Below are 24,338 nucleotides of genomic sequence, written 5' to 3' on the forward strand. Positions count from 1 at the left end.
CTCGCTTCTATAGAGGCTCAATACCGATCATGATCAAAAAAGGCCATACATATGATGTATGGCCTTTTTTGCCTTTTATAAAGGCTTTTGCATGTCTATATGAGCTAGGCAGTAGACATGAGTGCCTCCTTGAGGCGAGTAATGGGGCTTGGTAGGGCTCTGAAAATTATTTTCACGGCCCTTTAGTTGTTAGCGCCACTAAACTTAGAAGCTAAGGGTACAGATAATTGAGCGCTATTAGGTAAAAAAAATAGACCTAGAAGTGCTTATTTAAGCCAATCAGTGCTTATTTAGATGGGCTTAATGCTCTGCCGCTTGAGTTTCTTAGATTAACTCTTACGTCTCTTTTGCTATTTAAAGTGAAAGCTTTAGTTTTTTCTAACAGAGCGAAGTCACGCATTGGAGCAAAGCCACGCTTTGTTGAAATAGAGCGCTTATCTTGTGTGCTCATATTTAGCTCCTATATTGGCAGTGTTTACGTATGCTAGGTCATTACTGCTAGCTGACTGTAAGGTGAATTGTGCAGCGTTCGCAGTGGCTTGTAAACCTAATAAGTAGCCGCAAAACTTGATTACAACAGCTTTTTAAGCCTGAAATTATGAAAGAAATTTGGGCAAATTTTGCTGTAAGTTGTTGTCTAGGATCCTAGTATATAAGCTTAAATAACGCCATACACAATGCAAACAATTATCTAAATTCTGCAAAAAACAATGTTGCAATTTTGCAAAAACACTGGAAAACTCGCCAAGTTAGAGCATGAAAATATTTTTCACAGGTTGAGTTGATTGTAAAGTAGATCGCGTTTTGTACGGACGCCCTGCTCTTTCAGATGCTTGCCAACTGTTAGTCAGCGCTAAGAAGAGAGTAATTAACAGTAGAGGTTTGACGCTTGCTCAAAGGCATTTAAGCATGGAGAAGCTAACGGCAGCTAGAGGTAAGGTCAATGCCTATGTAGGTAAAACCAAGGCAAAGAGACTAACTCTAGCTGATGTGTTAGCTAAGGCAAAGAGACTAACTTTAGCTGATGTGTCAGCTAAGGCAAAGAGACTAACTCTAGCTGATGTGTCAGCTAAAGTTAGTGCCATTATTGATAAAAAGCAGCGCTAGCGTAAGCACCCCAAGTTGGGCCTAAGGCATTAAGGTAAGTTGCGATCCTCTCATCGCATGGTTTGAGCTGTTTTTTCCCATTTGGCAGGTCTTTAAGAGCAAAGTCCTTTTGATCCTCGAGAAAATCGATAAGATTGCCACACACTAAGCGACCTTGTCTTTCAGAGAGCCTTCTAATTCTTGCACGAGGAGGAAGCTCAAAAACTTTTTCCTTTTGATTGGCAATACCTATCTTGTAATTGAAATACATGTAGCAGAGCATGCAAATGTTGAGTAGAAAGTTGATCGCACGAATGCGCTCTGGTGAGGCTATGAAGTCGCCTTTTACAAACACTGTAGTGTTCTTATAGGTCGTCATATAGTCTCTAATATGGCTGCAGCACTCATAGACAGAATACAGCTCAGACATATTCCAGTTACGATTGGTGTCTGTAGTAATGATCGCTGAGCGGCTTTCTAATTTAGCCTGCTTGGCAATAGCATCGTCATTAAGCTGCAGACCTACATTTGGAAAATAGCCTACGCCATTAACTAAGAGCACCAGATCAGAAAGTGGTGGCTTGAAATACTGACGATCGCTTGGGGATGCATGCTTGATAGCCTCTTTAATGTCAGACTCAATTTTATCGAGCATGTTTACCTTTGCCTTGGCTTGTGGCTCAGTTACAGCATGGGCCTTATCTGATGTTTCAGGGACGGCACTGTGCTTATCAGCATTTAAATCAGCCTCAGTGAGCTCAATAAGCTTAAACTTCTTAACTAGCTTTTTAAGATGAGTGAGAGCATCAAGCTCGGTATATGAAGGTTGATTTAGTTTTTCGATTGTAGCCAAGAGCTCCTTTTGTGCCTTGTTTTCAAGGCTGACTTGCTTCTTTTGATCTATGGAAAGATTATAAATTTGAAATCCTTTTTGTGGGATTAGGATTTTACGCATATCCTTGTCGATATACGTTAAAGGGGCAATATTATCCATCCACACGCCCATAGCATCTTCATTCTTGGAGATATAGCTATCGTCAGTAATCTTGGTGCTCTTTTCAAGATCAAAATCAAGATTACAGATCAGTCTGTTGGAACTTGGTGCGCGAGTAATTAAATGGATGCCAGCACTGCGGCGCTTTAAACATATCTTAGGATCGTAATCCATGATAGTGGAGTACAGATAGATAGGTCTGTCGCTATAGATCTTGGCTCTACCAAGATATGAAGTTAGATATTGCTGAACTTCCCAATTGCCAGTGCCTGAGTCTGGCTGTGCTATCTTGTATGAAACTGGGATTCCTGAAATGGCTTCAAAGACGATGAACTCAATAGGATTGAGTTCTATATTTGGATTGTAGTCTTTGATCGTTTTTACAGGCTCGTTGCCAATGCAAGTGATGTTGAAAATTGACTTAGCACTAGTAAGAGGGAAAAGATAATTAGAGGCATTGCCAATATCGTCAAGGACACGGTTGGCAAGGATCTCAAAGAGTTCTTCTAAATTGCAGTGACCTAATTCTTCTAAGGCCTCTGCCATTGCACTATATGAACAGCTATCCTCGTTCAGACTTTCATCAATGATAGCGTTAAAAGCTCTTTGCTTGTCGTAGCCTGTGTAGTGGATGACAGGTTGATCTATCTTGATGAATAGATCGCACATTAGGCATGAAAGTAAGCTAGCGTTATTCTCACCATGCTGTTTTAGGGTATTAGCAATGGTGCTAGAAATAAGATCCCCAAATTCGAATTGTTTTAAGAAACCAGCAATTAGAGGTATAGCTCCAATCTTATAGCCATCAGGAGCTGAAGAGTGCTTAGTTGAGTCAACCACCTGTGGGTTTATGGATATTTCTTGTGCTGTGCAACCTGTCATTTTGTGTGCTACCCACATGTGATTAGAGTTAGGTTAAGGAGTGCTTGTTATAAAACAAGCAATGATGTATCTAGGATAACAATTACTTTAGCATTCTATATGGTTATTTGAAATATAATTTGTCAAACAATCATGTGCATGTGATTCAGTTATCATCATTTATATTTTTGTGACAAAACAGCATACGAAAAGCCGTTTTCTAGGTCTTTATGGTTGCTATACATCATGGTGTGTGCATTATGTGCACTTGCATCATATCTGTGCCAGAGGTGTGCGCACATTATGGGCATAAGTGCTCTTGCTGTTAGTTTTTAGGAAAATAGTAATCTTAGATGCAAAAAGGCCCTTGCCTAATTGATAGGCAAGGGCCTTTTTACAGTACGTAAGATCGCTTTTTAGAATCTTACTTTAAAGTGATGATTGACTTGCCGGTCATCTCTGCTGGGATTTCCATACCCATGAGGTAGAGCATAGTAGGTGCGATATCGCTTAAGCGTCCGCCCTCACGCATAGTTGCCTCACGGCCAACATAGATGAATGGAACAGGCAGATTGGTGTGGGCAGTGAAAGGTTGACCAGTAGTTAAGTCCTTCATACGCTCGCAGTTACCATGATCGGCAGTGATTAAGCACTCACCACCAACCTTCTTAAGGGACTCAACAACACGGCCAATGCAGTGATCAACAGCCTCAACAGCCTTAATAGCTGCTTCGTAAACGCCAGTATGACCAACCATGTCACCGTTAGGGTAGTTACAGATTACAACGTCATACTTACCTGACTCGATAGCCTGACATAACTTATCAGTAAGTTCCTCAGAGCTCATCTCTGGCTGCAGGTCGTAGGTGGCAACCTTAGGGCTTTGAACTAAGATGCGATCCTCACCTGGGAATACAGTCTCAACACCACCATTGAAGAAGAAGGTTACGTGAGCGTACTTCTCGGTCTCGGAGATACGTAACTGAGTCTTGTTGTGTGAAGATAACCACTCACCTAAGGTGTTGGTCAACTTCTCTGGTGGGTATGCGCAAGCAGTCTTAATGTCAGCTGCATACTGAGTCAGCATTACAAAGTCAGCAAGCTTTGGAGTTGACTTACGAGCAAAGCCGTCAAAGTCAGCGTTAACAAATGAACGGGTAATCTGACGAGCACGATCAGCACGGAAGTTCATGAAGATCATGGAGTCGCCGTCATTTAAGGTAACCTTGTCACCGATGATAGAAGCCTGAACGAACTCATCGTTCTCACCACGCTCGTAAGCAGCCTCAATAGCAGCTTTGATGCTTGGGTAGGATGGTAACTCGGAAATGCCAGAGGTAATGACATCGTAGGCCTTCTCGACACGATCCCAACGATTGTCACGATCCATAGCAAAGTAACGACCAACTACAGAGGCAAAACGGCCAACACCGAGCTCCTTGAAGAGGTCTTCAAACTTGCCAATGAACTCAAGAGCAGAACGCGGTGGTACATCACGGCCGTCTAAGAATGGGTGGAAGTAAATCTCTTTAGCACCACGCTTAGCTGCAAGCTTGATCATGGCTAAGATGTGATCTTCATGGCTGTGAACACCACCTGGTGACATCAGACCCATGATATGAACAGCCTTGTTAGCAGCAACAGCCTTATCTACGGCTGCACACAGTGCTGCATTCTCAAAGAAGTCGCCATCTTCGATAGCCTTACCGATACGAGTAAGCTCTTGGTAAACAATACGACCTGCGCCGATGTTGGTGTGACCAACTTCTGAGTTACCCATCTGGCCATCAGGTAAACCTACGTCGATGCCTGAAGCAGCGATGTCAGTATTAGCATACTTAGCGCACAGACCGTCAAGAACTGGGGTATTGGCGTTAAGAACAGCGTTGAATTCTTTGTCTTTGTTGTCGCCCCAGCCGTCCATGATAATAAGGGCTAAAGTTTTCTTTTGTGCCATGATGGTAGTCTCAACTTGCTGAAAAAACTGACAGAATGCTTTGAGCGCAGTGAACAAGACTGGTCTTCAACTATTAAGACTTGGACTAAAATCTTAAGATTTTTTAAAGCCCATGCTCTTGATGATTAATCTGTGACAGTCTTGATCTTCTATAGCTTTGCCTCAAAGGCTGAGCTGCTAGCTCACTAACGGCTTTCAGACAGTGCAAATCTCAACTACAGCTCATCTGATTAGCCGCTTTACAAGAGCAAACTCACTACACACTTTTAAGTTCATTAAGGCGTTAGATCCGCTCATGAAAAGGTGTGTGTGATCAATATCTAATGTTATCACGAAAGCCCCTTTTTTCTGTGATTTTTCAGCAAAGAACACAAACAAAACGCTTAAAACAGCACAGGTGCGTCGATCTTTAGTCTAGATACTTTCGTAATACAACTGCAAATTTTGCATTAACGGCACTTATAAAGGATGGATGGTCTCTTGTGTGCTGGGCATTCTCAACGTTCACTACGGATACTTTCGTAATATGAGCTTGATCAAGTGTGCTTCATTAACATAACTAGAGATTTAGCAAATTTCTTAGTAAATCTGTGAGCTTAGCTATAGATTAGCTAGTGAAGTTAGATCATTATGGTTGTAATTGAAACAAGAAGCATTTAGGCATTTTGTCCATAGTTTTGTGATCTAGATCTGATACAAATGTACGGGCATGAGTGTCTTTTGATCCGCCATAGGCATTCTGTTGCTATCTACACTCTGTTAATCACCATAGAGCCTGTTATCTTTGGCTTAATATGATAGAATAGCGAGCTGTTCTAGAAACCGGAGAGAAATCCGGACATTTTGAGGTAGCAATCGTGGATTTCAATTTTTCCGAGTTCATCAACGAATTTCCTGACTTTTTCATGCGTCACTATTTCATGGTTGGTGCATGGGGCGTTGTCTTAGTTATGCTGATTGTGGTTCAGTTCAAACTGTTAACTGCTCGCATTGCCAAGGCAAATGCTGGTACTGCAGTGAACTTAGTGAACCGCGAGGATGGCGTATTTGTTGACATTAGAAGCGCTGATGGCTTTTCTAGTGGACACATTGCAAACGCTATCAACATTACCGCAGCCGATATTAAGAGCGGTAAGATTGGTCGCATTGACAGCCGTCGTGACAAGCCTGTTATCTTAGTCGGTAAAGATAAGTTCGATAGCGAGTGCTTCAACAGCGGTCGCTTCTTAAAGAAGCAAGGTTTTACAAAAGTTTATATTTTAGAAGGTGGCATGCTCGATTGGAGCAGCTCCAACATGCCGCTGTCTTATAAGAAGTAACAGAATTTCTATTACAGAAGACTGTACATAAGGGAACATACACATGTCAGAGAATGCAAACGATCAGGCAGCAGCAAGCCGTCCTCTCTTTGATCTTATTCGTGTTTACGCTAAGGACTCTTCTTTAGAGACTCCACACAGCCCTGTAGTTTTCCAGAGCCAGTGGAAGCCTGAGCTTCAGGTTAAGTTCGATACCAAGACCACCAAGATCGCTGATGATCAGTTCGAGGTTGCTCTGCGTATCACTGTTACCTGCAACAATGAGGGCAAGACTGCTTTCATCTGTGAAGTAACCCAGGCTGGCGTATTCTTACTGCGCAACCTCCCAGGCGAGGCAGGTGAGTTCTTATTAGGCGGCACCGCTCCTAATATCCTCTTCCCATATGCTCGTGAGTTCATCTCCAGCTTAGTTGCTCGTGCAACCTTCCCTCAGCTCAACTTAGCTCCAATCAACTTTGAGGCTCTGTTCCGTGCTCGCAAGGCTCAGCAGGCTAACCAAGAAGGCGCTGCTGAAGATAAGGTAGAGGCAGCAGAACAGAAGTAATCTTCTTTCTGACATGCTGTAGCTAAGCTGCTACGCCTTTATACAGAACGACGCTCAGTCTAGTACTAGCGTCGTTTTGTTTTTTTAGGCCCATAAAATAGGGCAGTGGCTCTTTCATGACCTCCCCATTAACTAAGATCAGTTGATCTACTAGTCCACACCCTTAAGTCAGGGCTGTTGATCTGCCAGGTCACACCATTAAATAAGAGCCGTTGATCTACGAGGCCACACCATTAAGTCAGGGCTGTTGATCTAGCCTGGCCATACTATGTAAATAAGATCTATTTGGTCAACTAAGCTAAAGCACGCACATTTGTGTTCCAAAACCGGGCTTTATGCCTTATCTAATCGCATCTGAGCACTCAGATGCGTCTCTTTTCTCTTCAAATCGCCTCAAACCTCACATTGCTAGGGCCTGTCACTGTATTTTTACAAGCGCGTTGGTATCATTTCATCCCATATCTTGTTAGGCACCATCAAGCTTTAAGTTTGCCTGTTGCCACTAGTCTTAATCACACCTTAGATCTATTGATCTATCCAATTTCACTGCATAACCCACAAGCGTTTGCTTGATGGACTTTGACGATGAAAGAGAAGCAATCATTAACTGTAATCGGTGCTGGCTCATACGGCACTTCACTGGCTGTGGCAGTGGCCTCAAAGGGCATGCCAGTAATGCTGTATGCAAGAGATCCACAAAAAGCTGCCAAGATGCAGGAAGAGCAGATGAATGCCCAATACTTACCTGGCATTATCTTTCCTCCATCATTAACAGTAACTTCCAATTTAGAAGAGGCAGTCAAGTTTGCTCGCGATATTTTGGTGGTGGTTCCTTCAGAGTCTTTTGAAAAGACCTTAAAAGAAATCAAGCCATTTTGGAAACGCCGTCAACGTCTTGCGTGGGCAACTAAGGGCTTAGATAGTTCAGGTGAGCTCTTGTCCAAGGTTGTCATGCGTGAGATGACTGATGATGAGTATCCTATACTGCCAATCGCGGCTCTCTCTGGACCTACCTTTGCAAAAGAACTGGCTGCTGGTATGCCAACAGCAATTGCTTGTGCAGGTAACGATGAGAAGTTCGTAGATGACATGTGCCAAATTATGCACACTAAGACTTTCCGCGTTTATAAAAGCCATGATCTCGTAGCCATGCAAATTGGTGGTGCGGTCAAGAATGTTATTGCAATTGGTGCGGGCATGTCTGATGGTCTTGGCTATGGTGCAAATGCAAGAACGGCGCTGATCTCAAGAGGTCTTGCCGAGATGATTCGTTTAGGCACCGCATTAGGTGCATCTGAGCGTGGCTTTATGGGCTTGTCTGGTTTAGGCGATCTTATGCTCACCTGTACTGACAATCAGTCACGTAATCGTCGCCTCGGTTATATGCTTGGACAGGGCAAAAGAGCTGATGAGGCACTTAAAGAGATTGGACAGGCTGTTGAGGGCTATAAGATGGTAAAGGTCGTGGTTGGTCTTGCTCTTAAAATGGGAGTTGAAATGCCAATCTGCAGCGAGCTTTACGAAGTTTTAGTGAACCACAAGACTGGTCGTGAGGCTGCTCGTGATCTTTTACGCCGTGACTCTAAGAGCGAGTAGTCACGATCGCTAATGATTAGCTTTTATATATAGATAGAAAAAAGCCCAGCATTTGCTGGGCTTTTTTCATGGTGAGCGTACGACTTGTAAATTAAGCGTAGCTCTCGTCAGTTACGGTGTGAGCAGTAGCATCTTCAACACCCTTAATCTGATCTTGGAAAGCATTCTTGAGCTGCTTTTCAATACCCTCATGTAAGGTTGCACCAGCTAAGGAGCAGCCATTGCAGCCACCTGAGAACTCAACAGTAACGATACCGTCCTTAAAGTCAACTAAGCGAACAGCACCGCCGTGGCCTGCTAAGGTAGGGCTTACAAAACGCTCAATGTAGAAAGCGATTTGATCTTTTAAAGGAGCGTCTTCGCTAACTAACTTACGCTTTAAGTTAGGAGCGTGCAGGGTTAAGAGATCCTCACCAGCATCATCCTTTGACAGGTCGATGACGGTCTCGTCTAAGAAGTCGACCACATCCATGTCGATAACGATCTCAAAGCCGTCCATCTTAAAGTGGAGATCCTGAGAGGTAATGTACTCTTTCGGACAATATAAGATGCCGCTCTCAACACCAGGGGTACCTGGGTTAGTAACGGTAAGACGAATAGCAAGGCCTTCCATCTTCTGCTTTTCAATGATGCCGCGTAGATAGACTTGTGCCTCTGGTGAAACAGTAATCTTGCTCATTTAACTTGTCCGATTGATAAGTGAAAACTTGTTTTTAAGCTAGGGCTTGTTGATAGCTTTTGACCAAGTATTGTGTTCTTGTTCACACAATTTCGGAGGTCATTATAAGCTAACTTGATATGCCGTTTAGTACATAGATCGTATAGCGAAAAAAAATTGCGACAATATGGCTTAAAAGCGCATTCTAATAAGTACTGATAGATACCTTGTGTAAACTTTAGCGACCAAAGCATGGTCATTAGCATGATGTACATATTGGATGTCTTTTTTTCTGATTGCCTTGATCTCATGGCACTAAACTTTGTGCTTATAGAGTAGTTCTTGCAAAATTTTGCAGTCATAGTTGGCTATCTAGGAAGATAAATAGCCATGGGAGTGAAAGCTTAAAAGGGTAGATATCTTTTTTTAAATTGATATTTAAGGCATTTGTAGCGAAGATTATGTCCTCTTTGAGGGCGGTTAGGGCACTAAACTACCAGCTGTGACGCTTGTACGACGAGTGCTGCAAATTTGTGCAGTGATAGTGCAGCTTTGCGCAACTTTAAAAGGCAGTATTTTGAACACCGCATGCGATGTATAGCGCCTCGAATAGCCATTTGTGCAATAAAAGCAAATCTTTTCATTGCAACTCATATCAAATTTTTTAAGTTAAAGAGAATATCGTCGATCCATAGTTGAGAAAAATAAGCTAGAATGATGGCCGGTTTAGAAAGAATTGCGTCAGGATTACCCTGGCATCATTCGTGGAGAAAAAAATGAGCTTATCTGAAAGTTTAGCTAAATACGGCATTACTGGTGCTACCAACATCGTCCACAATCCTTCTCACGAGGAGTTGTTTGCTGCTGAGACTCAGGCTTCTTTAGAAGGCTTCGAGAAGGGCACTGTAACCGAGATGGGTGCAGTAAACGTTATGACTGGCGTTTACACCGGCCGTTCCCCTAAGGACAAGTTCATTGTTAAGAACGAGGCCTCCAAGGAGATCTGGTGGACTTCTGATGAGTTCAAGAACGACAACAAGCCAGTTACCGAAGAGGCATGGGCTCAGTTAAAGGCTTTAGCAGGCAAGGAGCTCTCTAACAAGCCTTTATACGTTGTTGATCTCTTCTGTGGTGCTAACGAGAACACCCGTCTGAAGATCCGTTTCGTTATGGAAGTAGCTTGGCAGGCTCACTTCGTAACCAACATGTTCATCCGTCCTACTGAGGAAGAGTTAAAGGGCTTCGAGCCAGACTTCGTAGTTCTGAACGCTTCAAAGGCTAAGGTTGAGAACTTCAAGGAGTTAGGCCTCAACTCTGAGACTGCTGTTGTATTCAACCTCGCAGAGAAGATGCAGATCATCCTCAACACCTGGTACGGTGGTGAGATGAAGAAGGGCATGTTCTCCATGATGAACTTCTACTTACCATTACAGGGCATCGCTGCAATGCACTGCTCTGCTAACACCGACCTCGAGGGCAAGAACACTGCTATCTTCTTCGGTCTGTCAGGCACTGGTAAGACCACCTTATCTACCGATCCTAAGCGTTTACTCATCGGTGACGACGAGCACGGTTGGGACGATGATGGCGTATTCAACTTCGAAGGCGGCTGCTACGCTAAGGTTATTAACCTCTCTAAGGAAAACGAGCCAGACATCTGGGGCGCTATCAAGCGTAACGCTTTATTAGAGAACGTAACTGTTGATGCTAACGGCAAGGTTGACTTTGCAGACAAGTCTGTAACTGAGAACACCCGTGTTTCTTACCCAATCTTCCACATTAAAAACATCGTTAAGCCAGTTTCTAAGGCTCCAGCTGCTAAGCGCGTAATCTTCTTATCTGCTGATGCTTTCGGTGTATTACCTCCAGTATCTATCCTTTCTAAGGAGCAGACTAAGTACTACTTCCTCTCTGGCTTCACCGCTAAGTTAGCTGGTACCGAGCGTGGCATTACCGAGCCTACCCCAACCTTCTCTTCATGCTTCGGTGCTGCTTTCTTAACCTTACCTCCAACCAAGTACGCTGAAGTTCTGGTTAAGAGAATGGAAGCTTCCGGCGCTAAGGCTTACTTAGTAAACACTGGCTGGAACGGCACTGGCAAGCGTATCTCCATTAAGGATACCCGTGGCATTATCGACGCAATCTTAGACGGTTCTATCGATACTGCAAACACCGCAACCATCCCTTACTTCAACTTCACCGTTCCTACTGAGTTAAAGGGCGTTGACACCAAGATTCTGGACCCACGTAACACCTACGCTGACGCTTCAGAGTGGGAAGTAAAGGCTAAGGACTTAGCTGAGCGCTTCCAGAAGAACTTCAAGAAGTTCGAGTCTTTAGGTGGTGACTTAGTTAAGGCTGGTCCACAGTTATAATTCCTGTCTGACCCTTTAAGGGCAGAATAGATGAATTACTAACGGGCCCGAGGTGCTATATGCGCCTCGGGCCTTTTGTATTTGTATAGACAAGGAAGTCTATAGGAGGACAATTTGGCAAAGAAGCCTTACATTACCCCTCAGGGATATGAGTTACTTAAAAAGGAATTAGATTATCTTTGGCTTGAAAAACGTCCAGATGTAACTGCTAAGGTTTCATGGGCTGCAAGCTTAGGAGATCGCTCCGAGAACGCTGACTATCAGTACAACAAGCGTTTGCTTGCTCAGATTGACCGTCGCATTCGCTATCTACGTAAGATTCTTAATGATCTACAGATCATTGAGTTCAACCCTCAGCAAAAGGGTCGTGTGTTTTTTGGCGCTTATGTTGAGATTGAAGCTGATGACGATGAGTCGATTATGCAGCTAAGGATTGTAGGCGGTGAGGAAATCTTTGGTCGCGATAACTACATTAGTGTTGATGCGCCTTTAGCTCGTGCTTTGCTGGGCAAAAGTGAGGGTGATGATGCAACCGTGCATACACCAAAAGGCGATCGTGTATGGTATGTAAACCGCATCGACTACAAGTGCCCTGAGTGGTTTGTAGAGCAAGAGCCTCGTCAAGCTAACCACGAGATTCAAGATGAAGATCTTGAGGCAGATAAGAACGCTCCAGAGCTTACTCCAGAAGAGCTCAAAAAGCTTGAGCAAAGCTACATGAGTACTCTAGTTAAGTAAGCATCCATGCTTATCTCAAGCACGTTTAGGTGCGTATGCGCACAAGCAATCACTCGTATTGACTGCACTTTTGTGCGTAGGCAAGTAGCGTTGCCATTAACTATCGTATGAGGTGGGTAGATGCTAGTGTGGGGATTAGACAATTAGATGCAGCGCTGCAGCTCCTAAGTGGAACATGCAGCGTGTAGATGGTGAATAGAAGATGCGATCTTAAGCTTGTCTAGGCGTTCTTTTCGACTACTTGACCTAGACGGCTGTGTGGGATGATAGCTCCATACTTGCGGCACAGAGCAAAGTTGATAATGCCAACGGCAGTATTCTTATCGCTAAAACGATCTAAGAAATGCACATTCTGTTCTCTAAAGCGCAGCAGGATAGTGCGTCTCTTGGTTCTTCTAGTTGCAGGGATGATGTAGTAGCCAGTGATTGGGTCATAGCCTGATTTTACAGGGCCATCTTGTTCATTGAACTTATTAAGACCTTCTTCTGTCTGGGCGTATTCGTTGCCCTCAAAAGCGTAGTTATCACCCTGTTGCTCTTCATACTCAGAGTTATCGCCTTCTTCACCGTTGTTGTTACGGTGGCGTCTGCGACGGCGGCGGCCATCAGGATCTACGATAATGTCGTCCGTGGCATCCATAATGCCTTGTTGCTGGGCGCTCAGAAGAGAGTTTTCTCCGTCGGTATTGCCGCGACGATCTCCGATATGAGTTTGTGAGCGTGATCCATGAGACTGATTGAGCTGCGGAATAGCAACACGTGCTTGTGTGTCTCGGCGTGCCTCATCGACCTCCTTTTGATAAGGGGGCGGTGCAACACTTACCGCAAAATTGGATGCTACGTCCATATCTCATCTCTCCAAGGACTCTGCAAAAATACAGCTCAAAAGTTTTGCAGACATACCTCAGATGATAATACAGTTAAATAGGCAATAGACCAAATCTGTGATCTAGGTTTGTGATGCAAACATAAGATTTGCCCAAAAAACGCTCAAATTATCTTAGCTAAACCGACAGCTATTAATGATCTGATCGCTAATGCTAGCTAGCATGCCATCAAGCAAATCTAAAGGGCAACATCGTTAAGCTAAGCTAAGCTAAGCTAAGCAAAGCAAAGCAAAGCTAGCAGGGCACACATGAAGCATGCAAGTAAGGCTAAGCGTATTACATTGAGCGTGGCTAATGATTGGTTAGTTGTGCTCAATTGATTGATAAAAGTCGCTGACCACTTTGAAGAACTCTTCAGGCTCACTTTGCACTGGGTTGTGTGAGGAGTTGGCAAAGATATAAGAGCGGTGCAGTGGTGGATTATCAAAGTACTTGCTTAATGATGCAGGAACCAAAGGATCTAGTGCGCCAAACAGATGTAGTGTTGGGATATTGATATGATGCATGGCTGGGCGTTCATCAATAAAGGTCACTAATCTGATGCCGGCCATCAACACCTCATAAGGTATCTCTTTACCATCGCCACTAGAACACATAGCTTTGCTGTATTTAACTGCAGGATCAGCAGGTGCTGCAGTGCTTTTTTCATCAAGCTTATTTAAGCTTTTTTCAGAGTCTGTTTGGTTTTGGGCGGTTTTAAGGCTCATTCTTGCATCTGTCTTAGAAGAGACATTTATAGCTGCTTTATCTTGGCTTTTAGCAGAGCCTTTCTTCTTACTATCAACTAGGCGGAAGAAGATATTAAGCACCATATTTAAGCGGCGTGGAGTAAGTTTGGTGTTGCACTTAAGGATCTTAACTGCGCTCATGCCTTGCCAATTAGGGTCTGATGGAAAGCGCGGTGATCCACAGATAGTTACCAAGCTACGAATCAGAGGGTGGTTGTAGATAGTGAGGCCATTTGGTTTAGGAATGCCAGCGCCATTGTCTATACCCTCATGAGCAAGCTTAGCTGCCTGAGCTACTGACATATGGTCAAAACTATCTATCTGATCTTTAGCTTGAGCGTCGAACAACTCTTGCATTTGATTGCAGCTAAAGACCATGTTCATCTCAAACACATCAAAGTTGAGGCATGGATTATTAACGGTACTAATCGCTCTTAGAGCATACAAGGTTCCAAAAGACCAAGAAATAACGTCTGCGCCACATGGAATGGTGTTTAACAATAGATAGTTGGTCTTTGAAAAGTCTTCAGCGATCGAGGCTAGGTGCTCTGATCTTCCATAGCCTGGCAGATCGATAAGATAGACATCGCGATCAGGAAACATGCGTGCTATAGGCAGCAAAAAAGAGCTATCGCAGCCCCATCCATGGATGATGGCTAGCGGATATCCTTGTTTGTTTCCTACTCTGGTAAAGCCCAGTCTTTGCATGCATGGCCTCTCAAAATAACTAGTGCAAGCTAGTTATATTTAGTCACAAAATCCACATCTGCATAATGTAATGCAGTATCTCATGAGCCTCTGTGATTAGCTTAGATCTTAACTTTGGTTTCTTGGTATGAATATATCATTGTACATGGCTTATTAAGTCATATATGCAAATTGGTAGCATATCGCTCTTAAACAATGCAAAGTTAGCAAAAGCTGTGATGAAAGATGAGTTTTTAAGCTTCAAGAGCTGTGTTAGTTCTCATATTTATACACGGACTAAGGCGTAGCATCCACTTTATGTGCTAGTCATGATGGTGGAGCTATCTCGTTTTAGGGCTCTAAAACGACAACAGGGCGCTAAGCGCCCTGTTGTGCTAGTGCTTGTAAATTAGTGCAAGCTCTTGAACAGATAAGTAGTTACTACTAGCAGTTCTTTTCTTTGCGATAGGCCTTGATGTCATCGATAGAGACAACAGTCATATCGTGAAGCTGAGCAAAGGCACAAACGCGTGGCAGACGAGCCATATCGCCATCAGGAGCGGTTAACTCGCATAAAACGCCGCACTCTTTAAAGCCAGCTAAACGAGCTAAGTCGCAAGATGCCTCAGTGTGGCCATCACGCTCTAAAACGCCACCATCACGGGCAACTAATGGGAACATGTGACCAGGAGCAGCTAAGTCCTTACGTGATGACTTCTCATCTAAGATCACGCGAATTGCTTCGATACGATCTTTTGCAGAAACACCAGTAGTTACATTCTCAGCAGCGTCTACGGAGATAGTAAAGGCAGTACCGTATGTAGAAGTATTGTCCTGAACCATCATTGGCAGACCTAATTCTTCAGCACGCTTTTTCTTAATGCAAACGCAAACGATGCCAGAGCACTCGCGGATCATGAAGGCCATCTGCTCGGAGGTCATGGTCTCTGCTGCATAGATAAGGTCGCCTTCGTTCTCGCGATCAGCATTATCAACAACTAATACGCCACGGCCTTGACGCATAGCGCTAAGGGCTGCTTCAACACGATCTACGGAGGTATCTCCGAACATTTCAAGTAAGTTGGTAGACATTTAAATGTACTTCCCGATGAGCTTGGTTACTGCTAAGGCAGCATAAGTAAGAGCTTATGGGCCTAGCGTTACTTTTTTCCTTCAGTCCAAGTGCCACTTAAGCAAAAAAAATGGGGCTAAATGGCATCAACGTGGTTCTAAAGTGCCTAAGAAAAACTATTGTCTTTAAAAGCAAAGAGAAAGTACCTTCTCAATGCTCAAAAGCAAGTGTCTTTCTTGTACCTTGAGATAGCACTTTAGATCCTAATTTGCATCACAAAGGCCTGTATTCAGGTCTGATGGATTTGATGCTAAGTCCATCTGAAGATAGCCTAAAAGACTTATCTTTAGTAAATCTAACGCGCTAATGAATAGCGCTATAGATTAGAAGTGAAAATCTGTGCATGCAAAGCGACGAGCATCTTGCATGATTTTCTTCATTTCCTGTACAGCTGCAGGTAATCCAACAAAGATAGCACGGGCAATAATACTGTGTCCAATATTAAGCTCTTCCATCTCTTTAATGGATGCGATAGGTGTGACGTTCTCGTAAGTTAGGCCATGACCAGAGTTGACATGCAAACCCTTTGAGGAGGCATATGCAGCCATTTCTGCAAGCTTTAAATAACACTCACGACGTTCTTCAGACTTAACTGCATTAGCATAAGCGCCGGTGTGGAACTCAATTACAGGAGCGCCAACAGCAACAGCTGCATCAATCTGCTCTTTTTCAGGGTCAATGAATAAAGATACTCTAGTACCGACCTTCGATAAACGCTCAACTGCAGCGCCAATGCGTACTTGATCGCCACTGACATTAAGGCCACCTTCAGTGGTGACTTCTTCGCGGCGCTCAGGAACTAAGCAAGCGTCATGTGGAGCAAGAGCTTGAGCAATGGCGAGGATGTCGTCTGACACAGCCATTTCTAAGTTGAGCTTAGTTTGCACGGTTTCACGAATAAGACGTACATCGCGATCTGTAATATGGCGACGATCTTCACGCAAATGAGTAGTGATACTGTCAGCACCGCCTAATTCTGCTAAAGCACAAGCGGTTACAGGATCTGGATACGAAACACCACGGGCATTTCGTACAGTGGCTACGTGGTCGATGTTGACACCTAAATATATGTTACGCATAAGACATCTCAATGATCTTAAATGGTTTTAAGCAGCCAATTGAGTAGAGCAAACAAGCTGAGCTTCTTATAGCCTGTGCTCGGAGCCTAGATTAGCACGATCTCATAACTGTGGCTGCAAAGATAGCAAGTCCTGATACTTTATCGCACCTGTACAAGCTAAAAGTCTGAGGCCCTCTAAATGATCTAGCAATCACTTAAAAGGAGCATGGCCATTAAGAGTGTGCGCAAGTACAATAGAAACAGCTAGAGATCGTCTTTTGTGAGCTCATAGAGCTCATGTAGCCCTTATTTAACGTTTTCTGCCATCTTGGCGGCTTTTTCAGCCTTCTCTGAAAGAGTACGCTCTAAAATCTGGCGCACCTCTTCAGGAGTGATGTGATAGACCTTGCCGCAGCTGTTGCAGGTCATATCGATGCCATTAGGGTCATTGGCGAGTTCCTCAAGATCCTCTTCAGGAAGACCATTGACAGCTTGCATGATGCGATCTACAGAGCAGATACACTTAAAGGCAACCTTAGTTGGGTCAAAGACGCGAATCTTGTCGTTCCAATAGAGACGGCGCAGACTTTCGTTGAGGCTCAGATCAAAGAGTTCATCTGCAGTTAAGGTTGAGCTTAAGGTGCTTAAGTGCTCTAACGACTCATGGTTTTTCTCGATCTCAGGAATGATCTGTAACATCAGACCGCCAGACTTGCAGGCAACTGGATCGCTATATAAAGTCATAGAGGTATCAAGCTGCTCTGATTCTTTGAAGTAGGCCTCGATGGACTGAGACAGGGTTGGCTTGTCTAAAGCCACAATACCTTGATAGCGATTGCCACCCTCAGGGAAGGCGGAAATAACTAAGATACCGCCTTTACCAACGAGATCTAAGAAGCTTGCATCGTTAATCTTATCGAGATGATCGCTTGAAACATTGCCGTAGAAATTGAGGTTCTTATCGATATTGATAAAAGCAAAGTTTACCGCCTTAGAACCCTCACCACCTTGAATTTGCACGGTTACAGTACCGTTAGCCTTTAAAGTAGCAGCAATTAAAACTGCAGCTGATGCTAACTCAAGCATTAAAGACTTAATGCATAAAGGATAGTGGGTAATGTTCTCGAGTAACTTGTGTACTGGCTCGTTGATATGAACGATCTCGCCACGTACGCCGTGCTCTTCAAAGAGGAAACGGACAATGCTGTTTTCCTGCTTGTCCTCATTGATTTCAATACCTGCGGCTTGATTAGTGTCGTTACTCATTATTGTTTCTCGATGTATATACGTGTCATTGAAGCTAGTCAATTAGGCTTGTATAAGCCTCTGCTTTTAGGCAGTAGTTATTGACACTTCATCAGTACGGTTAAAAGCACTTTAAAGATAATGCTTTTGCATTGCTGATGAGTTTAGTTAATCTTGTGCACCTAAAATCACATGCTGTGCTTGAGTGACTCAAGTTCACGGCGCTCTTTTTTATTTGGCTTAGTGTCAGGACGAGGGTTTAACAAGGCGGCAGCCTTATTGAGTCTGGCCTCTTCTTCTCGTCTTGCTATACTCTCTGCTGTCTCTTCATAGAGGGTTGCTGCAACAGATGCAGGGCCTCTAACATCAGAGATGGCCTTAACTATGACCTCTTTACGAGAGAAGCCTTGTAAGAGCTTAATGGTCGCACCAACTTCCACGGCTCGTGATGGCTTGGCTTTACTACCGTTGTAGTCTACTTTGCCACCATCAACCATTTGACGGGCAATTGAGCGAGTCTTGTAGAAGCGAGCAGCCCATAGCCACTTATCAATGCGCACTGCAGCAGGTGCATCTTGTGATGTTTTGTTTTTGTCAGCCATGTGTCTTTGCTCATTAAAAAACTGCATGATTATAGCATCTTTCAGCTTATCAACTGCTAAGCAAACACCCTGACTCGATAGCTTATCTTGCTTAAGATTAGGTGTGTGGCCGCTAAGATGGCCCTTAAGAGCAAGTGCAAAGTAAGATTATGCAAAACTTTAAACAAAGCTTGATATGTACTTGATCTTATATGCCTATCATCTCCCATCTAGCTTTAAAGACTAGATTATAAGAAGAGTAATAGTTGCACTTTATAAAGTGAGCCTGAGTAAAAATAAGCTGAAGATTGTGCCTCGATTACGAGTTATACAGAACTTGTAGTTTTGCGCATTCTGTTTGAAAGTTTTCCATACATGCTGAGGGTATTAAGTTGTCTGATAACAAATCTCGACATGCTTGTATCAACGACAATGAATGTGTTTTCCTCATTCCATGTGGGTTTATGCATGTCTGTGATCATGATCAAAAATCGAGCAGTGACAATCAAGTGATCAGATATTGATGCTTTGAGAGTATGATCTAAGCATATTAAGTAATTGGAGACATCCTGCTATGGATTTAAAAGCACTGCTAAACAAACCGCTGCCAAAGGTTAGCAATCAGCAGTCACATAAGGCTTCTCGTATTTTCCGTATTGAGACTATGGATCTTACTTTCTCAAATGGAACTAAAGCTACTTATGAACGTATAGCAGGTGGTCATGGTGCTGTTATGGCAGTGCCATATGACGGCAAGCATTTTTACCTAACTGTGGAGTACTCAGGTGGTGTTATGGAGTACATGTTGGGTTTGGTAAAAGGTAAGATAGATGCAGGCGAGAGCGCCGAAGAAGCCGTTGTAAGAGAGCTTAAAGAAGAGATAGGTTACGGCGCGAATAAAACTACTCTTTTAAAACATGAAATGACCGTAGCCCCTGGCATGTTGTCTTTAAAGATGTATTGCTATTTGTGTGAAGACTTATATGAGTGTGCACTAGATGGGGACGAGCCAGAGCCTATTGATGTGGTTAAACTGACCCCTGAGGAGGTCAAGGATCTGATCTTTGATCCTGATAGTGTCCTTACTGAAGGCCGTACTATTGCCGCTTTAACCCTTGCATTGCGCAAAATTGGTGCATTAAATTAAAACGCGCCCTTTATTGGGGTGTTTGCGATCCTTTGAATAAAAATAGCGATAATACAGCACAGATATTTGCAGGCTTCTACTGTAAGAACCTAACAAGTAATCTCGGCACTATCATGTATCTGTGCTTAGCTAGGCATGCTTAGATGAACTGCCTAACTAAAAATCAAAGCCAAGTCATATAAACCAAAGTCGAGCAATGCTCATATCTGACTTATTAAGGCTAACTTAAAAGCACATTGGTAGATAATGCTAAGCATTGTGCCAAGAGTACTTAGCTTGAACAAAACAAGCATGGTTAATGCGCGTCTTGTTGAGTTATCAAACGTATTCATAAGGTTGAGAGGCTGAGCGCACCTTAAGCTTTCTTTAAGAGATACAAGTTTAAATTAAGCTCTGTCAGGCACTGATCTTGTGAAGTAGTGGTTTAAGTTCTTTTACCCGCCTAAGTAACAATATCTCCCGTTCTTTAGAATCTTTTAATGCAGCGTCCTGTTAAGTTTTCACACCTGTGTGTCAACTCTAGACCATAGCAAAGTCTAGTAGCCGACCAAGTTAACTTGGCATCATCGATACATCTAGAGTGTAGAAGAGACTTTCAGCGCTGTTTTTTGTTTTACGAATACTCAACGTATGCATTTCAGGTAACAGACAATGATCGCTGCCTGAAGTTGTGCGTAGCATGGAATCTTTGGAGGCTCGATGCAGCACCTACTTACCGGTTTTGAACTTGATCAAGACGGATACCATCAGATCATATCTTTAGCTCAAAGCATGAAAGCTCAGCCTAAAGAGTACCGACGATTACTTGATGGTATGAGCGCTGCTTTAATGTTCGAAAAGCCTTCCTTACGTACCCGTACTACTTTCGAGTTGGCTATGTTCAACCTTGGCGGTCACGGCGTTTACTTAGATTTAGGTAAGGGTGACTTAGGTGTACGTGAGTCAGTTGCTGATTATGCACGCAATCTTTCAAGATGGGTTGATTGCTTAGTTGGTCGTGTATTTAAGCAGACAACTTTAGAAGAGCTTGCCGCAACTGGTTCAGTACCAGTAATTAATGCTCTTTCTGATATCTACCACCCAGCTCAGGCCATGGCTGATTACATGACCGTAAAGGAGCATTTAGGTAAGGTTGAGGGCGTAAAGCTCGCCTACCTTGGTGATGGCAATAATGTTGCTAACTCTTTATTAGTTGCTGGTGCCTTTTTAGGCGCACATGTAACTTGTTTCTGCCCGCTCAATTGCGGTCCTGATGTACAGGTCTTCAATAAGGCCAAAGAGCAAGCTGCTAAGTATGGCGCAAAGCTCGACGTAACAGACGATCTGTCGTTACTTAAGGACTATGACGTTCTGTACACTGATACTTGGGTTTCAATGGGTGATGACACCCCACTTGAGGCTGTAAAGAAGGTGTTCATGCCTTATCAGATTAATGAAGAACTCGTTAAGAGCTCCAATGCAAGTCTGGTAATGCACTGTTTACCTGCCCATCGTGGCTACGAGATCACTGATGCAGTGATGGATGGAGAGAAGTCCGTAGTCTTCGATGAAGCTGAAAACCGTTTACATATTCACATGGCTCTTTTAGCTACTTTGCTAAATCCAAACAGAGGTTAATCTGATGTCTAAGCAAGATAAAAAGCAGTACAAGAAGGTTCTGTTAGCCTATTCAGGCGGTCTTGATACTTCAACTATCGTTCCTTGGTTAAAGGAGAACTATGGTTGCGAGGTTGTATGTTTTGTCGCTGACATTGGTCAGGAGAGAGATGACTTAGAGGGCATCGAGGAGAAGGCAAAGAACTCTGGTGCTATCAAGTGCATCGTCAAGGACTTACGTGAAGAGTTCGTTCGTGATTATGTATTCGAGACCTTCAAGACTGGCGCTTTATACGAAGAGTCCTATCTTTTAGGTACCGCTATTGCTCGTCCTGTAATCGGCAAGGCAATGGTAGAGGCTGCTTTAGCTGAAGGTTGCGACGCTATTTCTCACGGCGCTACCGGTAAGGGCAATGATCAGGTTCGTTTCGAGTCTGCAGTTGCTGCTTTAGCTCCACACCTTGATGTGATCGTTCCATGGCGTGAGTGGGACTTACGTTCCCGTGAAGACTGCTTAGCTTACTTAGCTGAGCGTAACATTCCATGTAAGGCTACCTTAAAGAAGATTTACTCTCGTGACGCTAACGCTCTGCACATCTCAACTGAGGGTGGCGAGCTTGAGGCTACTTGGAACGAGGCATCTGAGGCAGTTTGGACCTGGACTGTTGACCCAATGAAGGCTCCAGACACTCCAGAGACTTTTGAGCTCACCATTGAGCAGGGTGTTGTAACTGAGATCGATGGTAAGAAGGTTACTCCTTTTGAGTGCTTAGATGAGCTTAATACTCGTGGTGCACGTAATGGTGTTGGCCGTATCGACATCGTTGAGAACCGTTTAGTTGGCATGAAGTCCCGTGGCTGCTATGAGACCCCAGGCGGCACCATCATCTACAATGCTCTGCGTGCAATTGAGCAGTTAGTTCTCGATAAGACCACCCGCATCCACCGTGACCACATGGCAATTGAGTTTGCTCAGTTAGTTTACGATGGTCGTTGGTTTACCCGTCTGCGTGAGATCATCCAGGCTGGTGCTGATGAGCTTGCCAAGGATGTTAACGGTAAGGTTGTTGTGCGTCTTTACAAGGGTCACTGCGACATTATCCGTAAGGAGAGCCCTAACAGCCTCTTCAACTTCGACTTCGTAACTTTCGGTGCTGACAACGTTTACGATCAGGCTGATGGTAAGGGCTTCATCCAGCTCTACTCCTTACCTGCACGTATCCGCGCATTAAACGCAGAGCACAGAAAGCAGCAGGGCAAGTAGTATTGTCCTAGACAGAGCTTTTAGCTAGGTAGCCTCATAGTGAGGCTATCTTATGCACCTGTCTTAAAAAGGCCCGCGCCTGGTGTGCGGGCTTTGTCTTATAGCCTAGCTAAATTTATGGGTACACACTCATCAGTGCTTTGTAAGTAAGAGCAATGATGACTGTGTAGCAGTAAGTGCATCAGGCAATTTACTTACATTAGGCCGAACTAAACTTAGGCTTATTTGTAGTGGCACAACTAATTTTGACTAAACATCTTCAGTTAGAGGAATAACGACCATGGCATTATGGGGCGGTAGATTCACCCAGGACAGCGATGTCCGCTTTAAGCACTTCAACGACTCTTTAGTATTCGATTACCGTTTATTTCATGAGGACGTTGAGGGCTCACGTGCTTGGGCCAAATCTTTAGTTACTGTTAATGTCTTAACTCAAGATGAGTGCGCTTCTTTGATCCAGGCTTTAAATGAGCTTGAGCAGGAAATGACTGGCCGTGAAAACGAGATCGCCTTAGCTGGTGATGAGGACATTCACTCTTATGTAGAGCGCCGTTTAATCGAGAAGGTTGGTGCTTTAGGTAAGAAGCTGCATACTGGTCGTTCACGTAACGATCAAGTAGCTGTTGATCTTAAGTTATTCTGCCGTCGCGCATGCGATGAGATTTTAAAGTCCATCCGTGGTCTGCAGCGTCAGCTGTTAAAGGTTGCTGATGAGAACCAGGGCGTAATCTTCCCAGGCTATACCCACCTGCAGCGTGCCCAACCAGTTACTTTCTCTCACTTTTGTTTAGCTTATCTGCAGATGTTTGATCGTGACTTTGTACGTCTGTCTAATGCCCGTGATCTGTTAAATGTATGTCCATTAGGCTCTGCAGCTTTAGCTGGTACTGCCTACCCAATGGATCGTGAAGAGTTAGCCAAGAACTTAGGCTTCAAGGGCGCAACCCACAACAGCTTAGATGCAGTATCTGACCGTGACCACGTTATGGAGCTGTTATCTGCAGCTTCAATAAGCTTAGTGCACCTGTCACGTCTTTCTGAAGATCTTATTATTTACAACTCAGGTGAGGCCAACTTTATTGAGTTATCCGATAAGGTAACCTCAGGTTCTTCTTTAATGCCACAAAAGAAGAATCCAGATGCTTGTGAGCTCATTAGAGGTAAGGCTGGTCGTGTAGTTGGTGCTCTCATGGGTATCTTAACCACCGTTAAGGCGCTGCCTTTAGCTTACGACAAAGATCTGCAGGAGGATAAAGAGGGTCTGTTTGACGCCTTAGATACCTGGCATGAGTGCTTAGATATGATGTCCTTAGTCTTTGAAGGCATTAAGCTTAATAAAGATAAGATTGAGGCAGCTGCTAAGGGTGGCTACTCTAACGCTACTGAGCTTGCTGACTACTTAGTTTCTAAGGGTGTACCATTCCGTGAGGCTCACGATATCGTAGGTCAGGTAGTGCTCTATGCTATTTCTGTAGCCAAGCCTTTAGAGGACTTAAGTGTTGACGAGTTCAAGAAGTTCTCAGCTGTGATTGCAGATGATGTTTACCCAATTCTTTCTTTACAGAGCATCTTAGCTAAGCGTAATGTCTTAGGCGGTGTTGCCCTGGAGCAAACTAAAGCAGAGATCGCAGCTCTCAAGCAGCATCTGAATGCCTAATCACCTCGTATCTAGAGCAAGCACGCTGCCAAACTACTTGCGCATGCATAATTAGCATGCTCTATAAGAGTATTGATAGCAAAAGCCCCACAACCAAATGCGGTTGCGGGGCTTTTGTGTTAATGGTCTTATAGTGAAAGTTTGCCTTTCACATGTTGATGGTGCTTACTTGTGGCCAGTAGAACCAAAGCAGCCAGTGCCTACTTGTGGCCAGTAGAACCAAAGC

At 43.9% G+C, this 24,338-nt stretch carries 19 protein-coding genes and 1 pseudogene; 10 read left to right on the forward strand and 10 right to left on the reverse strand.

What is annotated here, in order from left to right; translation table 11 throughout:
• Positions 1-286: 286 nt before the first annotated feature.
• Positions 287-451 (reverse strand): hypothetical protein, encoded by a 165-nt coding sequence (locus H524_RS17275; RefSeq protein WP_156907535.1) that lies wholly within the window; start codon positions 449-451, stop codon positions 287-289.
• A gap of 458 nt (positions 452-909) precedes the next feature.
• On the opposite strand from H524_RS17275, the gene H524_RS0104355 reads away from it, so the two are divergent.
• Positions 910-1,107 (forward strand): hypothetical protein, encoded by a 198-nt coding sequence (locus H524_RS0104355; RefSeq protein WP_027939338.1) that lies wholly within the window; start codon positions 910-912, stop codon positions 1,105-1,107.
• Here H524_RS0104355 and H524_RS0104360 read toward each other — a convergent pair.
• Both H524_RS0104360 and gpmM read right to left on the reverse strand, forming a co-directional pair.
• Positions 1,085-2,962 (reverse strand): hypothetical protein, encoded by a 1,878-nt coding sequence (locus H524_RS0104360; RefSeq protein WP_156907536.1) that lies wholly within the window; start codon positions 2,960-2,962, stop codon positions 1,085-1,087. The genes H524_RS0104355 and H524_RS0104360 overlap by 23 nt on opposite strands.
• 403 nt (positions 2,963-3,365) lie before the next feature.
• Positions 3,366-4,901, reverse strand: coding sequence for a 2,3-bisphosphoglycerate-independent phosphoglycerate mutase (gpmM, locus tag H524_RS0104365; protein ID WP_156907537.1), 1,536 nt, complete (start codon positions 4,899-4,901; stop codon positions 3,366-3,368).
• Between the two features lie 854 nt (positions 4,902-5,755).
• On the opposite strand from gpmM, the gene H524_RS0104370 reads away from it, so the two are divergent.
• The 3 genes from H524_RS0104370 (at position 5,756) to H524_RS0104380 (ending at position 8,357) form a co-directional block, all read left to right on the forward strand.
• Entirely contained in the window at positions 5,756-6,217 is a 462-nt protein-coding gene (locus H524_RS0104370; protein ID WP_052338910.1) for a rhodanese-like domain-containing protein, read from the forward strand.
• A gap of 43 nt (positions 6,218-6,260) precedes the next feature.
• Positions 6,261-6,761, forward strand: a complete 501-nt coding sequence (secB, locus tag H524_RS0104375; RefSeq protein ID WP_027939342.1) for a protein-export chaperone SecB — start codon at positions 6,261-6,263, stop codon at positions 6,759-6,761.
• Positions 6,762-7,346: 585 nt separating this feature from the next.
• The gene (locus H524_RS0104380; RefSeq protein ID WP_027939343.1) at positions 7,347-8,357 is read left to right on the forward strand and encodes an NAD(P)H-dependent glycerol-3-phosphate dehydrogenase; all 1,011 of its coding nucleotides are present in this window, start codon (positions 7,347-7,349) and stop codon (positions 8,355-8,357) included.
• Positions 8,358-8,448: 91 nt separating this feature from the next.
• Here the strand turns inward: H524_RS0104380 and H524_RS0104385 are convergent, their stop codons facing one another.
• Complete coding sequence (locus H524_RS0104385) at positions 8,449-9,036, reverse strand: NifU family protein (RefSeq protein WP_027939344.1); 588 nt, start codon at positions 9,034-9,036, stop codon at positions 8,449-8,451.
• A gap of 731 nt (positions 9,037-9,767) precedes the next feature.
• Between H524_RS0104385 and pckA the strand changes: the two genes are divergently transcribed.
• Positions 9,768-11,390, forward strand: a complete 1,623-nt coding sequence (gene pckA / locus H524_RS0104390) for a phosphoenolpyruvate carboxykinase (ATP) (protein WP_425387374.1) — start codon at positions 9,768-9,770, stop codon at positions 11,388-11,390.
• Between the two features lie 114 nt (positions 11,391-11,504).
• Positions 11,505-11,975: pseudogene (gene greB, locus H524_RS14260) on the forward strand (transcription elongation factor GreB); the annotation flags it as partial.
• Positions 11,976-12,348: 373 nt separating this feature from the next.
• Here greB and H524_RS0104400 read toward each other — a convergent pair.
• From H524_RS0104400 to hslR, 6 genes are all read right to left on the reverse strand, one after another.
• Positions 12,349-12,975: a hypothetical protein gene (locus H524_RS0104400; RefSeq protein WP_027939346.1), complete on the reverse strand. Its 627-nt coding sequence runs from the start codon at positions 12,973-12,975 to the stop codon at positions 12,349-12,351.
• 342 nt (positions 12,976-13,317) lie between these two features.
• Entirely contained in the window at positions 13,318-14,451 is a 1,134-nt protein-coding gene (locus tag H524_RS0104405; protein WP_084281659.1) for an alpha/beta fold hydrolase, read from the reverse strand.
• 423 nt (positions 14,452-14,874) lie between these two features.
• Complete coding sequence (gene ribB / locus H524_RS0104410) at positions 14,875-15,522, reverse strand: 3,4-dihydroxy-2-butanone-4-phosphate synthase (protein ID WP_027939348.1); 648 nt, start codon at positions 15,520-15,522, stop codon at positions 14,875-14,877.
• Between the two features lie 363 nt (positions 15,523-15,885).
• Positions 15,886-16,641 carry a pyridoxine 5'-phosphate synthase gene (gene pdxJ / locus H524_RS0104415; protein WP_027939349.1) on the reverse strand — a complete coding sequence of 252 codons (756 nt, stop codon included), beginning with the start codon at positions 16,639-16,641 and terminating at the stop codon, positions 15,886-15,888.
• 287 nt (positions 16,642-16,928) lie between these two features.
• Positions 16,929-17,888 (reverse strand): Hsp33 family molecular chaperone HslO, encoded by a 960-nt coding sequence (gene hslO, locus H524_RS14265; RefSeq protein WP_052338911.1) that lies wholly within the window; start codon positions 17,886-17,888, stop codon positions 16,929-16,931.
• Between the two features lie 167 nt (positions 17,889-18,055).
• Positions 18,056-18,469, reverse strand: a complete 414-nt coding sequence (hslR, locus tag H524_RS0104425) for a ribosome-associated heat shock protein Hsp15 (protein ID WP_027939350.1) — start codon at positions 18,467-18,469, stop codon at positions 18,056-18,058.
• Between the two features lie 553 nt (positions 18,470-19,022).
• Here hslR and nudE point away from each other — a divergent pair.
• The 4 genes from nudE to argH all read left to right on the forward strand — a co-directional run bounded on the left by nudE (position 19,023) and on the right by argH (position 24,112).
• Positions 19,023-19,595 (forward strand): ADP compounds hydrolase NudE, encoded by a 573-nt coding sequence (gene nudE, locus H524_RS0104430; protein ID WP_027939351.1) that lies wholly within the window; start codon positions 19,023-19,025, stop codon positions 19,593-19,595.
• Between the two features lie 699 nt (positions 19,596-20,294).
• A complete protein-coding gene (locus H524_RS0104435; RefSeq protein WP_027939352.1) occupies positions 20,295-21,212 on the forward strand; it encodes an ornithine carbamoyltransferase in 918 nt (305 codons plus the stop codon).
• Between the two features lie 4 nt (positions 21,213-21,216).
• Positions 21,217-22,455 (forward strand): argininosuccinate synthase, encoded by a 1,239-nt coding sequence (locus tag H524_RS0104440; RefSeq protein ID WP_027939353.1) that lies wholly within the window; start codon positions 21,217-21,219, stop codon positions 22,453-22,455.
• Positions 22,456-22,735: 280 nt separating this feature from the next.
• Positions 22,736-24,112, forward strand: coding sequence for an argininosuccinate lyase (gene argH / locus H524_RS0104445; protein WP_027939354.1), 1,377 nt, complete (start codon positions 22,736-22,738; stop codon positions 24,110-24,112).
• Positions 24,113-24,338: the final 226 nt, after the last annotated feature.

Origin of the sequence: Anaerobiospirillum succiniciproducens DSM 6400 (assembly GCF_000482845.1) — a bacterium.
Taxonomy (GTDB): Bacteria; Pseudomonadota; Gammaproteobacteria; order Enterobacterales; family Succinivibrionaceae; genus Anaerobiospirillum; species Anaerobiospirillum succiniciproducens.

Coding starts and splice junctions, on each gene's coding strand:
- H524_RS17275 (WP_156907535.1), bottom strand. CDS start 451: ATGAGCACACAAGATAAGCGCTCTATTTCAACAAAGCGTGGCTTTGCT.
- H524_RS0104355 (WP_027939338.1), top strand. CDS start 910: ATGGAGAAGCTAACGGCAGCTAGAGGTAAGGTCAATGCCTATGTAGGT.
- H524_RS0104360 (WP_156907536.1), bottom strand. CDS start 2,962: ATGACAGGTTGCACAGCACAAGAAATATCCATAAACCCACAGGTGGTT.
- secB (WP_027939342.1), top strand. CDS start 6,261: ATGTCAGAGAATGCAAACGATCAGGCAGCAGCAAGCCGTCCTCTCTTT.
- H524_RS0104380 (WP_027939343.1), top strand. CDS start 7,347: ATGAAAGAGAAGCAATCATTAACTGTAATCGGTGCTGGCTCATACGGC.
- H524_RS0104385 (WP_027939344.1), bottom strand. CDS start 9,036: ATGAGCAAGATTACTGTTTCACCAGAGGCACAAGTCTATCTACGCGGC.
- H524_RS0104400 (WP_027939346.1), bottom strand. CDS start 12,975: ATGGACGTAGCATCCAATTTTGCGGTAAGTGTTGCACCGCCCCCTTAT.
- H524_RS0104405 (WP_084281659.1), bottom strand. CDS start 14,451: ATGCAAAGACTGGGCTTTACCAGAGTAGGAAACAAACAAGGATATCCG.
- ribB (WP_027939348.1), bottom strand. CDS start 15,522: ATGTCTACCAACTTACTTGAAATGTTCGGAGATACCTCCGTAGATCGT.
- pdxJ (WP_027939349.1), bottom strand. CDS start 16,641: ATGCGTAACATATATTTAGGTGTCAACATCGACCACGTAGCCACTGTA.
- hslO (WP_052338911.1), bottom strand. CDS start 17,888: ATGAGTAACGACACTAATCAAGCCGCAGGTATTGAAATCAATGAGGAC.
- hslR (WP_027939350.1), bottom strand. CDS start 18,469: ATGGCTGACAAAAACAAAACATCACAAGATGCACCTGCTGCAGTGCGC.
- nudE (WP_027939351.1), top strand. CDS start 19,023: ATGGATTTAAAAGCACTGCTAAACAAACCGCTGCCAAAGGTTAGCAAT.
- H524_RS0104435 (WP_027939352.1), top strand. CDS start 20,295: ATGCAGCACCTACTTACCGGTTTTGAACTTGATCAAGACGGATACCAT.
- H524_RS0104440 (WP_027939353.1), top strand. CDS start 21,217: ATGTCTAAGCAAGATAAAAAGCAGTACAAGAAGGTTCTGTTAGCCTAT.
- argH (WP_027939354.1), top strand. CDS start 22,736: ATGGCATTATGGGGCGGTAGATTCACCCAGGACAGCGATGTCCGCTTT.